Below are 15,698 nucleotides of genomic sequence, written 5' to 3'. Positions count from 1 at the left end.
TTGGCTCCAACTGGCTGCGAATTGCCCAGAGATACCATTTCTGCAGGTAGCTTGCTGCTGTTGTAAGATCTTCTATATTCCAGAATTCCTGCAGGGATAGCTTAAGATTATAGGCTCTTAGAGTTTTTAAATTCATTTCAGATAGTGATTTTAGTTTTTCTTTCTGCTTTTTGGTTAGATTATTCTTGTTTTTAAGCCAGATATATCTTGTTTTTTTAAGTTCTTTGTTATCAGATTGTTCATTGCGTCTGACCTGGTCTACAGCTTTATTAACAGCTTTCATTACATGAAATTTATCAAAGGTGACCTTAGCCTGAGAGAAGTTATCAGCAGTGCCTTTAATAAAGGCTGGTGACATATCACAGCAGATTTTTTTAATATTTTTAGGATCACCATTATGTAATTTTAAATCCAAAGCAAAAGAATCAACAGTTGAAGCATCTTTACCTTCAGTAATATAGATTATTTTTGACTTATCAAGATCCACAAATATTGTTATGTAATTATGTCCTTTTTTGCTTGAAGTTTCATCAATACCGATTTTATCAGTACTGCTGTAATCTTCTTCAGCACGGGCTTCTTCTACATAACGGTTCAGTATTCTCCAGAGTCTTGTGTCATGTTCGCCAACTAATTCAGCTATCTCATTGACAGTCATTGCTGTAGCTAGCTGCATAATGAACGCTTCAAAGAGCATTGTAAAGCCTGAACCTGGTTCAGCCCATGGTGCTTTAACCTGCAGCACTCCATGGTCCTTGCATTTTGTCCTCGGCATTTTAGCATGGATATAGGCTCTATACTGAAAGAAATTAAGATGTCTCCAGGTTCTTTCTTTAGTATCATGGATAGGTGATTTTTTACCGCATTCAGGGCAGGGAAATTTACTACCTCTTTTGTGAGAAATATATATATCAAGTCGACCATCATCTTTATTAAAATCTATCTTATCAAGTTTCCATGGTTCTTCTATTCCTAAAGCCTGAGTGAATAAATCTATATTTTTATACACTAAAATCATCTCCTGTTATAGTATAGGTAAAGTATACCATAATTGGATATGAAAATGAATTAATTCAGCTATATTAAATAAAAGAACAATAAAAACCCACACTAAATAGCGAAGAGGCAGAGATTTGATGAAATTTAAGCTGGGAATACCAACAGATTTAGAAGAATTATCGCAGAATGAAGACTGGAAAGAACTAGAAAACATCTCAAGTTTTTTTATTTTTAAAATACTAATATTAGGTTTTGGAATTTTAATCAGTACATTTTTTTATCAATTTATTAAAGAAATTATATCAATTAGGGAAATTTACAGTAACTATATGGACAACTGGTACATAGTATTTTTATTAATCCCCTTACACGAAGTTTGTCATGCCCTACTGTACCCCAATTTTGGTCTTTCTGACAAAAGTATTTTTGGTTTCTGGCCGAAGAAATTTGTCTTTTACTCTTATTATGATTTACCTCTAAAAAGAGATAGAATTATAATTGCTATGCTGGCGCCTCTATTTATACTAACTGTAATTCCAGTTTTATTAATTTCTGTCTTCGAATTAAATTATATATATTTAGCTATTTTAGCAGTTCTGAATTCCATTGGAGGAGCAGGTGATATATTTTACTCTGTTTTAATTTTCAGTCAGGTACCAAAGAATTCGGTTCTGAAAACTGATACTGCCAGAGTTTTCTGGAAGGAAGTATAAAAAATATGTAGTTTTAACTGATTTTTCTTTTCATTGCCCTAATCTATGATAAAATATAAATAAGAGGAAAATTCGGATAATTTATTGAATCTTAATAATAATCTCGAAGTAAATTATCTGACTGAAATTATAGTATTATTTTGTAAGAGCTAATTTTAGTTAAATCAATAAGGAGGAGTAATTATGCTAGATAAATCAACATTAAGAAGTCCGGAACTGGCCGAAGAGGGCTGGCGCAAAATTCAGTGGGTAGCTGATAAAATGGATATTTTAAATGAAATTTTAAAAGAACACCAGGAATCACAGCCGCTGGCAGGTAAAAAAGTGGCAATCTGCCTTCATTTAGAGGCTAAAACTGCCTATATGGCTTATGTGATCAGTCAGCTGGGAGCAGATGTGGCTATTGCCGGCAGTAATCCACTTTCTACTCAGGATGATGTGGCAGCAGGTCTTGCAGCACACGGTGTGATGGTTCACAGCTGGTATGGCTCCACACCTGAAGAGTATAAAGAGCATTTAAATATGGTTTTAAATATTGAGCCGGATCTGATTATTGATGATGGTGGCGATATGGTTGAGACTCTACATACAGAGCGAAGAGAACTCTTAGAAAATATCATTGGTGGGGCAGAGGAGACTACTACTGGAATTCACCGCCTGGAAGCAATGGAAGGTGATGGAACTCTGGCTTTTCCAATGATGGCAGTTAATGATGCAAAATGCAAATCACTTTTTGATAACCGCTATGGTACCGGTCAGTCGGTCTGGGATGGAATTATGCGGACGACTAATCTGGTAGTGGCTGGTAAAACCGCGGTAGTGGCTGGCTATGGCTGGTGTGGCAAAGGTGTTGCCATGCGGGCTAAAGGTCTGGGTGCCCGAGTAATTGTAACTGAAATCGATCCGATTAAGGCCAGCGAAGCCTGGATGGATGGTTTTGAGGTAATGCCAATGCGGGAAGCAGCTAAAAAGGGTGATTTCTTTATTACTGTTACAGGCTGTAAAAATGTAATTGACGAAGAAGATCTTAAGGTAATGAAAGATGGAGCTATTATGGCAAATGCAGGCCACTTTGATGTTGAAGTCTCCAAACCAGCTTTAAACAGGCTGGCGGTCGAAGTAAGTGAGTCCAGGAAAAATATCAGGAAATTTGAAATGGAAGACGGCCGCAAGCTGTATCTCCTGGCTGATGGGCGTCTGGTTAATCTGGCAGCTGGAGATGGACATCCGGCAGAAATTATGGATATGACTTTTGCCCTGCAGTTATCTTCACTGCTGCATTTAAACCACAATCAGAATTTAAATGCCCAGGTTTATAATATACCTGATGATATTGATAATATGGTGGCTGAATATAAATTGAAATCCTTAGGTGTCGAAATTGATCAATTAACTGATGAGCAGGAAGATTATATTAACAGCTGGACTGAATAAATTTTTTTGGTACCAGGTCCAAAACGGTCGTTTTGGACCTGGTACAAACGAAACAATTCACAAACAGGAAAAGTAAGGAGTAGTAGAGCAGAAATGAAATTAAAGTATGGTAGAGATAATTTAGAATTTGAGATTGAAAGCAGCAGAGTATTGGATATTTTAAAAGCAAATGAAAAAGAAGGGCTGGCTGATCCAATGTCAGCAGTAGAAAATTCCCTTAAAGACTCAATTGGCTCAGCCCCACTGGCAGAGCTTCTGCAGCTTAGAGAAATAAATGAGCTGGTAATTATAGTTAATGATATAACCCGCTTTACCCCTTATAATTATATGTTGCCTCCACTGCTGAAGTCTATTGCTGAGGCAGGAATTAAAAAGGAGCAGGTGACTTTTGTGATCGCTACAGGAGTTCACTCTGCTCATTCTGCTGAACAGAATCGAGAAATCTTTGGCAGAGAAATTGACAGAAGTTATAATTTTATTCATCACAATTGTGATCAGAATTTAGCTGATTTAGGAAAATTGAGCACCGGTAATCAGTTAAAGATTAATAAAAAAGTTGCTGAAGCTGATTTTGTAATCACAACTGGAGTAATTTTGCCCCACTATATGGCTGGCTTTTCTGGAGGTCGAAAATCAATTTTACCAGGAGTTGCCGGCAGAGATAGTATTGAAAATAATCACGCGATGATGGTCGAGGTAATTGAAGAACAGCCTGCTTTAGAAAATAATCCTATCAGCAGAGAAATGTTTGAAGCAGCAGAGATGCTGGGGGTGGACTATATACTTAATGTGGTGACAAACAGTGAACGAGAGATAGTAAGAGTAGTTGCTGGTGATTACCGTCAGGCCTGGGAGGCTGGTATTGATATTTCAGCAGAGATGTATCATTTAAATCTGGCAAAAAAAGCTGATGCAGCAATTGTCAGTTCAGGTGGTTTTCCCCGTGATATTAACATTTATCAGGCCCAGAAAGCCCTCGATCATGCCGATCATGCGGTAAAAAAAGGTGGTACAATTATCTGGGTGGCAGAATGCTCGGAGGGTTACGGAGAAGAGCATTTTGAAAAGTGGATGAATGAAGCTCAAAAGCCTGAAGATAATGTAGGCCGAATTAAAGAAAAGTTTCTAATTGGTGGTCATAAAGCCTTTGCAATCTCAAAAGTAGCAGCAGAAAAAGAGATAATATTAATTTCCAGTCTGATTAAAGAAAGAACAGAGAATATTTTTGCCAGTAAAATGGAAAATATCCAGGAGGCAGTCGATTTTCTTAAAGAAAAACACGGTGCTGATTATTCAGTCTATATAATGCCACAGGGAAGTCTAACTGTTCCTGTGGTGAAATAATATGTGAAAAATATCTTTTGAACCAGGTCCAAAACGGCCGTTTTGGACCTGGTTCAAATAAATAAATAAAAAGACAAAAAGAGGTGGATTAATTGCAGAATATAGAAAAAGTACAGAATATTATTGATAATGTGGAAGGGGTAATTCTGGGTAAAAATAGAGTAATAAAATTGGCTTTAGCAGCGATGATGGCTGAAGGGCACATCCTATTTGAAGATGTTCCTGGAGTTGGGAAAACTATACTTGTCCGCTCACTGGCCCGCTCAATTGGCTGTTCATTTAAACGAGTTCAGTTTACTCCGGATCTACTACCTTCAGATATCACTGGAGTTTCAATTTATAATCAAAAAACTAATGAATTTGAATTTAGAGAGGGGCCAATCCTCTCCCAGGTTGTTTTGGCTGATGAGATAAATAGAGCTACGCCAAGAACTCAGTCAGCACTGCTGGAGAGTATGGCAGAAAAGCAGATTACAGTCGAGGGGGTTAGCCGCAGGCTGTCAGATCCCTTTATAGTAATGGCAACCCAGAACCCCATTGAATATGATGGGACTTTTCCTCTGCCTGAAGCTCAGCTTGATCGTTTTTTAATCAGGTTGGAGATTGGTTATCCAGCTGAAGCAGAAGAACAGATGATTTTGAAAAATTTGCAGCTTGAGCATCCGGTGGAAAAATTGGAGGCTGTAATGACCGATCAGGAATTTATTGAGCTGCAGTCTGATGTCAAAAAGGTACATGTTGATCAGAAGCTGCGAAAATATATTGTTGAGCTGGTCAATCAGAGCCGCAGTCACAGTGATCTAGAGCTGGGAGCCAGTCCCCGCGGAAGTATTGCCCTGATGAAAATGGCTCAGGCCTGGGCAGTAATTAATGAGCGGGATTATATTATTCCAGATGACATTAAAGAAATTGCAGCTGCAGTTTTAGCTCACCGAATTATTATTAAATCAAAAAGCAGACTTAGAGGTGCAGATAAAGAAAAGATTGTGAAGGAGATTATCAGAAGAACCGAGGTGCCAGTAATTGATTAATTTCTTTGCCTTAGGTTTAGTAACCTATCTGGGAGGAGCAGTTCTGCAGCGGACAGTTTTGTTTAAGCTTGCTTATTTTTTCCTCCTCTTTCATTTTACAATTAAATATTACCACTATAATATCTCCAAAAACTTAAAAATAAATCACTACCTGGAAAATGATCATTTGTTTTATAATGAAGAAATTAAGGTAACTATTGAAGTGGAAAACAACAGCTTTCTGCCAATTTTATGGCTCAAATTTGATGAGTATTTACCCGGAAAGTTAACTACTCTGGAAGAACAGCATTTAAGTTATTTTAAAGCTGGCGAGAAAAAAGAGTGGACTTTTAGCCTGAAAGCAAAGAAGAGAGGGCTCTATAAAATTGGACCGCTGAGATGGGAAATGGGAGATTTTTTGGGTTATGAACTGACAAAAGGAGAGCTCAAAGAGCTGGAAGTATATATCTACCCCAAAATTTTGAACTTAGAAGAACTGGGACTTGCCTCCAGGCTGCCCTTTGGGAAATCCAAATGGCCTCAGCCGATTTACCAGGATCCCTATCGAACAGCAGGTATCAGAGAATATCAGGGTTCGGATAGGATGAATCAGATCCACTGGAAGGCTTCAGCCAAAACCGGAGAATTAAAATCCCGCAAGAATGAATCGACGGTTTCCATTGATACAGCTCTGGTTTTAAATATGTCTCAGGAAGATTATGGCCACAAATTTTTAGAAAGAAAAACAGAACTTGCAGTCACTGCCACCGCTTCGATAGCTTATTATTTAAATCGAATTGGTCACAGTTATAAATTTATGAGTAATGCCGTCATCGAAGGTGAAAACCGAGAGGCGTTTAATGCCTACCAGGCAAAAATAACTAAAGGAGAAGCTGAAACAAAACTGAATTCAGAAAGTGAAAAAACTAAGAATTCAGACTCAGAAGCGGCAGCTGATGATAAAACTGCAAATAGTTTTGCCTCTGATCAAAAAGTAGTGGAGCTTGACTATGATAGCTATTTAAAACTCCCATCAGGAACTGGAGATGCCCATCTGCAGCAGCTGCTTGAACTGCTTGCTCGGGTTGATATATCTCAAGCGGATAATTTTCTCAATTTGCTGACTGATGAGCTCGATTTGGCCTGGGGAGGAACCCTGATTATTTTCACAGAAAAGGATGACAGTCAATTAATGCAGGTGGCAGAAAATTTAATGCGAAGAGGCTATAATATTAAAATTATGATTATGGGAGATGAGGTAGTTCATCGAGAATTCAGGTACCGACCTTTTACAGCACCACTTTCTATTCATCACTTAAGGAGGGAGCGTGATCTACATGAAAGCTAAAGAATATAATTTTAAATACAGCTATCTTTATCCTTTTATGGGGGTTCTGCTCTATTTTATTCTGGCAGTGATGTTTTTTTATTTAGTTGAAATTAATTCTAACTTTTTTAATTTAAACATGTTATCCTATTCCCTGCTCTTTTTATTTCTAATTGAAGCAATACTGCATTTTAATGCTTCCCTGGAAATAAAAATTCCGGTGCTGACTTTTGTGGCCGAGTTTTTTATTTACCTTTTTATTTTAGTTTTTTTTAGCGGCCGCTATCAGGGTTTAAATTCCATATTCATTCTTGAAAATCTTGATTTATTCACTTTCTGGCTGATCAGTATTTTTATCTGGTATCAAGTTTACGATTTCTGCGGTATTTTTGAGTACTTCCGTAAAGATTTTGATAAAATTTATGCAAGTAGAGGTGAAGATTGGAATCTTGATGAGTTTAGAAGGCTCCTGGATTATCCTCTGATCTGGCCCAGGATGACTCAAAAAATCAGCTGGCTTAATCTCCCCTTATTTATTCTCTGGGCGTTTATGGGAGAGCTGAACACATTTTTTCTGATACTAACAATAATTTTTCTAGTGGTAGAAGTGTTTCTGCTGGCCCTAACTTATCTTGATAAAAAAACGGTTGACTGGAATGTTAATCGAATTAAAGAGAGCCAATCAATAAAAAAGGGCTGGCGAAAATTTCTTTTGATTTTTATCATTTCAGCTCTGCTGCTTGCCTTTTTACTTCCCTCTAATTATCAACCGCTGCCGATGGATAGAATTAACAGCTGGCTTGAGAGGCAGCTAGCTCAAATGGGAGTAGTTGAGATGGAGCAGCAGCAAAAAATTAGCCAAAACATGGGAGAAGGAGAGCTTCCCGCTGAGGTAGAAGAAGAGGAATCGAGACTGATTGAAATATTGTTTATTGTTATTCAGATCTTTTTAACAGTAATTTTTGGACTCTTTTTTCTGGCTCTGATAATCTTTTTTATAACTTCCGAAATTAGTAAAATAAAGAATATGCCCCAGTTTTTCAAGGCTTTTTACAGATTTTTGATCAAATCAATCAAAGATATTTTTTCTGTTGTTAAAGATTTGAATTTCAATCTCAGTTCAAGCTGGAAGGAAAGAAGAGAAAGGCTTAAGAATAAGAAATCAAATAAAAAAGAAGAAAAAAGTTTAAAAGACATTGATCTTAAAGGGGAGTCTAATTCAATAATAATCAGAATTTATAATTCTCTGCTTAAACTTCTGTCTTTAAAAGGGATGGGAAAAGATCCCGCTTCAACTCCTTATGAATACAGCAGTTATCTGGAAGAAAAATATCAGAATTTAAAAGATGAGATTAATGATCTGACAGATATTTTTGTCGAAAGTGCTTACAGCAATCATTCTCTGGGTGAAAATGCAGTTAAAGCAGCAAAGTCAATCTGGAAAATTTTAAAGAAAAAAATCTGATTGGAATTGAATTTAAATTAGTAGAGGAAGGGGCACTAATATTATGCAAAAAAAGTTGAAAGTTGGAATAATTGGTTGTGGTGATATTGCTTTTAGCAAACATATGCCGGGGCTTAATAAATTAAAAAATGTAGAAATGACAGCTTTCTGCAACCGAAGTATAGAAAAAGCAGAACGAGCAGCTGCAGAATTTGGGGCAGAAGTTTCCAGGGTTTTTACAGATTATAAAAAGCTCCTGGAGGATGAGCAGCTTGATCTTGTTCATATCTGCACTCCAAACAACTCCCATGCAGAAATTTCGGTTGCAGCGCTTAAGGCCGGTAAAGATGTAATGTGTGAAAAACCAATGGCTTTGAATGCTGAAGAGGCAGAGATGATGTATCAGACAGCTAAGGAAAATGGTCAAAAATTATCGGTCAGTTATCAAAATCGCTTTAAAGCAGAAAATATTTTATTTAAAGAACTGGTTGAAAGCGGTAAACTGGGAAGAGTATATTTTGCCCGTTCACTGGCATTAAGGCGGCGTGGGGTGCCAACCTGGGGTTATTTTTTAGATAAAGGAATTCAGGGTGGAGGACCGCTAATTGATATTGGTACCCATTCACTTGATCTAACCCTCTGGCTGCTGGATAATTATCAACCTAAAATTGTGCTGGCAAATGTATTTAAAGAGATGGCAGGAGAAAGCAGTGAAGCCAATTATTTTGGTCCCTGGGAAAAAGAAAACTTTGAAGTCGAAGATGCTGCAGTTGCTCACATTATTATGGAAGATGGGACTACAGTCTTTTTAGAATGCAGCTGGGCTTTAAATACTCCAGAAGACTATGACATTAAGACAGTATTGAGTGGCAGAAAAGCCGGAGCGGATAATCTCAATGGACTCAGGATCAATGGCGAAAAGGATGGTAGGCTATATAAAGAGGAAATTTCTACAGCCAGTTCGGTAAATGAAGATCCCGGTGAGCGGGAAATGAGAGTCTGGATTGAGGCTATACGAGCGGATAAAGAACCGCCGGTAAAAGCTAAACAGGCTTTGGTGGTAGCTCAAATTCTGGATGCAATTTATAAATCTGCTGAAACTGGAGAAGCAGTTAAATTTTAAAATCAATTGAGCCGGAGACGGCTCTTTTTTTAATTTTGCAATTGCTTTTTAATTCAATAATTGTTAAAATAAAATTAGCAAAAAGCAATTGGAGTGATTAAAATGAAGGGTAACATAATGGAATTAAAGGATGAAGAGCAAATTATAGATGTTTTAAAAGCGCTGGGCTCTGAATCTAGAATGAAAATTATAGAAGTTTTACAGAATGAAGACATGAATTTAAATCAAATCTCAGAATTTATAGATATGCCCGCCTCTTCAGTTACGGTTAATATTAAGAAGCTGGAGGAGGCTGGTCTGATTGAGACTGAATATAAACCGGGCAACCACGGTTCACAAAAAATCTGCAGCTTAAGCTATGATAAAATATTAATTAATCTGCCTGGAAATAGAGAATTAAAAGATAAAAACTTAATCGAAACTTCGATGCCGATTGGTAATTATAAGGATTTTGAAGTCAGCCCAACCTGTGGTCTGGCCTCAGAAAAAGCAGTGATTGGAGAACTTGATGATGTTAAATCATTTCTGCATCCTGAACATATACACGCTCAGATTCTATGGTTTGGTAAGGGTTATGTCAAATATGTATTTCCCAATAATCTGCCAAACGACTCACAGGCAACCAAATTGGAATTAAGTATGGAAATCTGCTCAGAAACCTCTGATTATAATGAAAACTGGCCCTCTGATATCTCAATCTTGATTAATGGGGTTGAAATTGGGGTCTGGACTTCTCCTGGAGATTTTGGTGAGAAGAGGGGTATTTTAAATCCGGACTGGTGGTATTTTGATCAGACCCAGCACGGACTCTTAAAAATCTGGCAGGTTACAGAAGAGGGATCATATATTGACGGCAATCAGATTTCAGATGTAACTTTAAGTGATCTAAAGATTGAAAAAGAAGATTTTATCAATGTGAAAATTGGTGTTAAAGAGGATGCCCGCAATGTAGGTGGGGTTAATTTATTTGGCAAAAAATTTGGTAATTACAGGCAGGATATAATGCTTAGATACAGATATAAATTCAATGATTAATAAAATAAATCAAAAAAAATTAAAATAAATGCAGGAATTTTTGCTTCAGTGTTGAATAATAAAAATAGAGCTGAATAGTTTGATGCATTTTTTATGGGCTTTAATTCAACTTTTATTAAATTAAAGCAGTAATACTTAAATTAAAGGGAGGAGATATTTTTTATAACAAAAATTCTTAATATTTACAATTGGGCAGTCAGTTCAAAAAGTTCAACAAATTTAAGGGGGATTATAAAATGAATAAAAAGTTATTAGTTTTAGCTTTAATTACAATGCTGATTGGTTTTACATCAAGTGCCTTTGCTGAAGCGGTTACTGTAGAGTACTGGAATCTTTTTGGTGGTGGGGACGCCGAATTTATGGATTCAATTGTCAAAGAATTTAACGAAACTCATGCTGATATAAATGTAGATGTTACCAGATTAGAGTGGTCAGAATATTACACCAAGCTTAAAACAGCTACAGCCAGCGGCAATGGTCCTGATCTTGCAATCAGTCATGTGACCAGAGTTAAAGAACTGGCAGATGAAGGATTAATTGTTCCTTTAGATGAGCTGGGCAAAAGTGTTGGCATCAAATGGGATGAGTATAATTCAAATATTCTAAGTGGCTCAGAAATTAATGGGAAAATTTATGCAGTGCCCCTGGATACCCATCCATTAGTATATTATTATAATAAAGAATTTCTGGCAGAAGCCGATCTCTTAGCTGAAGATGGAACTCCAAAGATGGAAGGTTCATTCAAAGATTTTCTGGCAGAATTAAAGGCTGAATCTTCTGCTAAATACCCGATGACAAACTGGACAAAATTAACTGAAGAAGGCCACTACAGAGTCTGGTGGAGTCTCTACAGTCAGCTTGATGGTGCACCTGTAATTACCGATGATAAAGTAACCTTAGATAAAGAAAAAGCAGTCAGAGCAATTAAGTATATGAAGGATCTTTATGACAAGGAATATTCACCACTGCATTCAGAATATATGGAAAATGTAAACTTATTTAGAAATGGTGAAGCAGCTTCATTATTAACTGGTGTCTGGATTACAGGTACTCTAGAAAATACAGAAGGTTTAGATTTTGGTGTAATTCCAATGCCTAAGATTTTTGAAGATAGATCTGTCTGGGGTGACTCTCATACCTTAGTTATTCCTTATGCTAGAAATGTTAATGAAGAAAAACAAAAGGCAGCCCTTACCTTTGCTAAATGGGCTACAGATCATGGTGAACTCTGGGCTAAAGCAGGACATATCCCAAGTAAAACTACTGTAACAGAAAAAGAAGAATTTCAGAATATGCCTTATAGAATGGACTATGTAAAGGCTGCAGATTATGTAAGATTTGATAGTGCAGGCTCATATACCTGGAGTATCAGAACAGAAATCACAACTGCCTTAAGTAAAGTTTGGAATGATGAAATCACTGCAGAAGAAGCAGTGGATCAGGCGGTAAAAGGAATCGAGAGATTGTTAAGTAGATAAGAAGTAGAGCAGTTAGACAATTTAGAACACAGGTGCTCTTTAGGGCACCTGTGCCATTATAGAAGAATTAAAGGGGGTTTCAAATTTGAATTTTTATAACAAGTTATCGGATAAATATCCATTTTTAAAGGCCGTACCATTTATGCTGCCCTTTGCTTTAGTGTATGCAATATTTTTAATCTATCCAATTTTTAGAGGTTTCTGGATGAGTTTGCACCGCTGGACAATGATCCGTAATATGGGCTTTGTAGGGCTGGATAACTATCTTTATATGATTGAGGACCCGGCTTTCTGGAGTTCTTTGGGCAATACTTTATTATTTGTAATTTTATCGACACCAACAATAGTTATTGGGGGACTTGTTTTAGCATTACTGGCAAATCAAAAGATTAAAGGACAGTTATTTATCAAAATTTCTTTTTTCCTGCCCTATGTTTTATCAGTAGCAGTTATTTCTTCAATTATGGTTTATTTTTTTCAGCCCCACAGCGGACTTTTAAATGGAATCTTACAGAGTTTTGGCATAGAGGAAACTATTTTCTGGCTGGGAGAAACTAAGCTGGCCTGGTTTGTAATTGTTTTTGCAACTTTATGGTGGACTGTTGGATTTAATATGGTCTTATATCTGGCAGCACTGCAGGATATTCCGGAATCTTTTTATGAGGCAGCAGAGGTAGATGGAGCAACTAAATTCCAGCAGCTTATTTATATCACTCTTCCCTCATTAAAACCTATAACCTGGGTGGTAACCTTACTGCAGGTAATCTTTTCCTTTAAGATTTTTGCACAGGTCTGGTTGATCACCGGTGGTGGACCGGGTACAGATACGCGTCCCATAGTTCAGTATATTTATGAAGTAAGTTTTAAACAAAACAGTATGGGTTATGGTGCAGCAATGGCCTTTGCCTTCTTTATAATTTTAGTCCTGGTTTCCATGGCTCAGATATATTTACGTAGAAGAGAGGAAGGATAATATGGAAAATAAAACATCACCAACCGCAAAAGTTTTAAAATATTCATTTTCTTATCTTTTGGCAGTACTTTTTATATTTCCAATTTTATGGATGCTCTTTGCTTCACTTAAACCATCAGGTTATCATGTTGAAAAGATAATAGAGTGGTTTTTACCACCTTATTCTACTGCAAATTATTTTGATGTTATTGCTCAGGCTCCTATCTTAAAATGGATGTTAAACAGTTTAATAGTTTCAACAAGTGTAACCTTTATTGTAATCATCTTTGATTCTCTGGCAGCCTTTGCTCTATCAGTAATCGACTTTAAACATAAAAATTTAGTTTTTGCTCTATTTACTATCGGGTTAATGGTCCCGACAGAAGCGAATGTAGTAGCCTTATTCGATATAGTTCAGAAATTAGGACTGATTAACACTTATCCTGGACTAATTTTGCCGAGGATTGCAATACCTTTAGGGATTGTAATTTTAAAAGAATTTTTTGATGCAATTCCGAGGGACTTGATCGACAGTGCCCGCATTGACGGCTGCGGTTTATTTAGAATTTACTATTCAATTTTTATGCCATTATCTAAAGCAGCAATTGCTTCAATTGGAATCTTTACTTTTATCCAGTCCTGGAATGCTTTTCTCTGGCCATTTATCTCAATTATGACCAAAGAAATGTTTACTCTGCCTGTAGGTGTACCAACATTTACAGATGCCTATACACCTGATTACTCAATACCAATGACAGTTAACATGATTGCTTCTCTACCTGCAATAGCAGCTTTCTTATTATTCCAGAAGCAGATTATTCAGGGTATTAAGTTTACAGGAATTAAAGGTTAAATGTAATCAATAAATGGCTGTTGAAAATAAATCATTTACAGTTTATTAAATTAAATATATTATTCGTTTTATTTTAGGAGGTAGCATATGGTTAAGAAAATACCGAGGCCGGAACATCCCCGACCTCAGTTTAAGCGGGAAAAGTGGCAGAACTTAAATGGGGAGTGGAATTTTGCCTTTGATGATCAAAATCAGGGTGAAAAAAATAGGTGGTATCAAAAGCAGGAGTTTAAAAGCAGGATAACCGTTCCCTTTACTTTCGAAACTGAAGCCAGCGGTATTGGCGACAGAAGTGAGCACAATAAGATCTGGTATCAGCGGACTTTTGCAGTTGAGGCAGATTCGCAGCAGAAGGTAATTTTAAACTTTGCTGCTGTAGATTATCTGACTAAAGTCTGGATCAACGGCAGTTTTGCCGGCAGTCATGCTGGGGGATATGATTCTTTTGCCTTTGATATCAGTGATTTTATTAATTATCAGGGAGAAAATAATATTGTTGTAAAGGTTGAAGATTCACGCTCTAAGACTCAACCCAGAGGTAAGCAGACTTATAAAAAAGATAATTTCCTCTGCTGGTATACCAGAACCACCGGTATCTGGCAGACAGTCTGGCTGGAGTTTATGGATCAGAAGCTTCAATTTGAAAAGATTAAGATTACACCCAACATAGACCAAAAGGAAGTTGAGTTAGAATACAGCTTTAAAGCAGATGAGTTCAGAGCTGGAGAATATGAACTGATAACAAAAATTGAGTTTGAAGGTCAGTTGATCAATAAATTTGATTTTGAAGTCAGTCAAAAAAGGCATAAATATAAGATAAATATTGAAGATCAAAATAATGAAATCAAACTCTGGTCACCTGCTGAACCTAATTTATATGATCTAAAGTTTGAATTATCCAGCAAAGGTCAAATTGTAGACCAGGTTAATTCATATTTTGGAATGAGAAAAATATCAATTGAAGAAGATAAAGTGTTTTTAAATAACCAGCCTCTTTATCAAAAATTAATACTGGATCAGGGCTACTGGCCTAAAAGTTTACTAACTCCCCCTTCAGATCAAGCTCTAAAAAAAGATGTAGAATTGATTAAAGAAATGGGTTTTAATGGAGCCCGCAAGCACCAGAAAATAGAGGATGACCGCTTTTATTACTGGGCAGACAAATTGGGGCTTTTGGTCTGGGCAGAAATTGGATCAACCTATGAATATAATGATCAGGCGGTTGAAGAATTCAGTTCTCAGTGGTTGAAAATAGTTAAAGAGTTATATAATCACCCTTCAATAATTACCTGGGTACCTTTTAATGAATCCTGGGGAATAGAAGATGTGGCCAAAAATGAAAAACAGCAGAATTTTACTGAAAGCATCTACTATTTAACAAAAAGTATTGATCCAGAAAGGCCAATAATTTCAAATGACGGCTGGGAACATACTATTTCTGATATAATAACTTTTCATGATTATGTTGAAAGTTTTGATAAGCTTAGAAAAACTTATCTGGAGAGTATTGATCAGCTGCTTGATAACAAAAAAGTTTTCAACAATCAGGAATATATTGAAGGCGGTAAATTTATCATGGCTGATAATTATAGTTATCGGGGACAGCCAATAATATTCAGTGAGTTTGGAGGTATTGCTTTTCAGGATAAAGAAGGTTGGGGCTATGGTGAGCAGGTTGAGACAAAAGAAGAATTGAGCCGGAGAATGAATAAGCTGATGGAAATTATCAGAGAGGCTGATTACTTTGAGGGTTACTGCTATACCCAGCTGACTGATGTGGAGCAGGAGAAAAATGGCCTCTTAGATGAAAATAGAGAATATAAATTGGATTTAGAAAAAATCATTGAATTTAACCAGATTGTTGATTAATTTAATATATATAAGTTTACTCCCTTATCCCCCTTAATGCTTAGGTTACCCCCCTCAAGCTTTAAGGGGGTTTGATTATTAAAAATTAATCCTTAAAGATAGGAATAATATATTTAA

General features: G+C 36.6%; 13 protein-coding genes. 12 read left to right on the top strand and 1 reads right to left on the bottom strand.

Features of this window, described 5'->3' with window-relative positions; genetic code table 11:
- Nucleotides 1-1,009 (bottom strand): ISL3 family transposase (locus CI949_RS03950; RefSeq protein ID WP_290763205.1); only part of this gene is annotated, 1,009 nt, incomplete at its 3' end.
- Between the two features lie 127 nt (nt 1,010-1,136).
- Here CI949_RS03950 and CI949_RS03945 point away from each other — a divergent pair.
- From CI949_RS03945 to CI949_RS03890, 12 genes are all read left to right on the top strand, one after another.
- Entirely contained in the window at nt 1,137-1,712 is a 576-nt protein-coding gene (locus tag CI949_RS03945) for a DUF3267 domain-containing protein (protein WP_290763207.1), read from the top strand.
- A gap of 183 nt (nt 1,713-1,895) precedes the next feature.
- Nucleotides 1,896-3,146 carry an adenosylhomocysteinase gene (locus tag CI949_RS03940; protein ID WP_290763203.1) on the top strand — a complete coding sequence of 417 codons (1,251 nt, stop codon included), beginning with the start codon at nt 1,896-1,898 and terminating at the stop codon, nt 3,144-3,146.
- 93 nt (nt 3,147-3,239) lie between these two features.
- Entirely contained in the window at nt 3,240-4,490 is a 1,251-nt protein-coding gene (gene larA / locus CI949_RS03935; protein WP_133529706.1) for a nickel-dependent lactate racemase, read from the top strand.
- Between the two features lie 92 nt (nt 4,491-4,582).
- Nucleotides 4,583-5,521, top strand: a complete 939-nt coding sequence (locus tag CI949_RS03930; protein ID WP_290763200.1) for a MoxR family ATPase — start codon at nt 4,583-4,585, stop codon at nt 5,519-5,521.
- The gene (locus CI949_RS03925) at nt 5,514-6,848 is read left to right on the top strand and encodes a DUF58 domain-containing protein (protein WP_290763197.1); all 1,335 of its coding nucleotides are present in this window, start codon (nt 5,514-5,516) and stop codon (nt 6,846-6,848) included. The genes CI949_RS03930 and CI949_RS03925 overlap by 8 nt, the downstream gene beginning before the upstream one ends.
- On the top strand, nt 6,838-8,292 hold the full coding sequence (locus CI949_RS03920; protein ID WP_290763195.1) for a DUF4129 domain-containing protein: 1,455 nt from the start codon (nt 6,838-6,840) through the stop codon (nt 8,290-8,292). Before CI949_RS03925 ends, CI949_RS03920 begins: the two co-directional genes overlap by 11 nt.
- Before the next feature lie 43 nt (nt 8,293-8,335).
- Nucleotides 8,336-9,394, top strand: coding sequence for a Gfo/Idh/MocA family protein (locus CI949_RS03915; RefSeq protein ID WP_290763191.1), 1,059 nt, complete (start codon nt 8,336-8,338; stop codon nt 9,392-9,394).
- 102 nt (nt 9,395-9,496) lie between these two features.
- The gene (locus tag CI949_RS03910) at nt 9,497-10,429 is read left to right on the top strand and encodes a transcriptional regulator (protein ID WP_290763190.1); all 933 of its coding nucleotides are present in this window, start codon (nt 9,497-9,499) and stop codon (nt 10,427-10,429) included.
- Nucleotides 10,430-10,665: 236 nt separating this feature from the next.
- A complete protein-coding gene (locus CI949_RS03905) occupies nt 10,666-11,907 on the top strand; it encodes an ABC transporter substrate-binding protein (RefSeq protein WP_290763188.1) in 1,242 nt (413 codons plus the stop codon).
- Between the two features lie 85 nt (nt 11,908-11,992).
- Entirely contained in the window at nt 11,993-12,880 is an 888-nt protein-coding gene (locus CI949_RS03900) for a carbohydrate ABC transporter permease (RefSeq protein WP_290763185.1), read from the top strand.
- A 1-nt stretch (nt 12,881) separates the two neighbouring features.
- Nucleotides 12,882-13,712 (top strand): carbohydrate ABC transporter permease, encoded by an 831-nt coding sequence (locus CI949_RS03895; protein WP_290763183.1) that lies wholly within the window; start codon nt 12,882-12,884, stop codon nt 13,710-13,712.
- Nucleotides 13,713-13,799: 87 nt separating this feature from the next.
- Entirely contained in the window at nt 13,800-15,581 is a 1,782-nt protein-coding gene (locus CI949_RS03890) for a sugar-binding domain-containing protein (RefSeq protein ID WP_290763181.1), read from the top strand.
- Nucleotides 15,582-15,698: the final 117 nt, after the last annotated feature.

The organism is Halanaerobium sp., from assembly GCF_003070835.1.
This window is presented reverse-complemented; position numbering and strand designations above follow the sequence as displayed.

Coding starts and splice junctions, on each gene's coding strand:
- CI949_RS03945 (WP_290763207.1), top strand. CDS start 1,137: ATGAAATTTAAGCTGGGAATACCAACAGATTTAGAAGAATTATCGCAG.
- CI949_RS03940 (WP_290763203.1), top strand. CDS start 1,896: ATGCTAGATAAATCAACATTAAGAAGTCCGGAACTGGCCGAAGAGGGC.
- larA (WP_133529706.1), top strand. CDS start 3,240: ATGAAATTAAAGTATGGTAGAGATAATTTAGAATTTGAGATTGAAAGC.
- CI949_RS03920 (WP_290763195.1), top strand. CDS start 6,838: ATGAAAGCTAAAGAATATAATTTTAAATACAGCTATCTTTATCCTTTT.
- CI949_RS03915 (WP_290763191.1), top strand. CDS start 8,336: ATGCAAAAAAAGTTGAAAGTTGGAATAATTGGTTGTGGTGATATTGCT.
- CI949_RS03910 (WP_290763190.1), top strand. CDS start 9,497: ATGAAGGGTAACATAATGGAATTAAAGGATGAAGAGCAAATTATAGAT.
- CI949_RS03905 (WP_290763188.1), top strand. CDS start 10,666: ATGAATAAAAAGTTATTAGTTTTAGCTTTAATTACAATGCTGATTGGT.
- CI949_RS03895 (WP_290763183.1), top strand. CDS start 12,882: ATGGAAAATAAAACATCACCAACCGCAAAAGTTTTAAAATATTCATTT.
- CI949_RS03890 (WP_290763181.1), top strand. CDS start 13,800: ATGGTTAAGAAAATACCGAGGCCGGAACATCCCCGACCTCAGTTTAAG.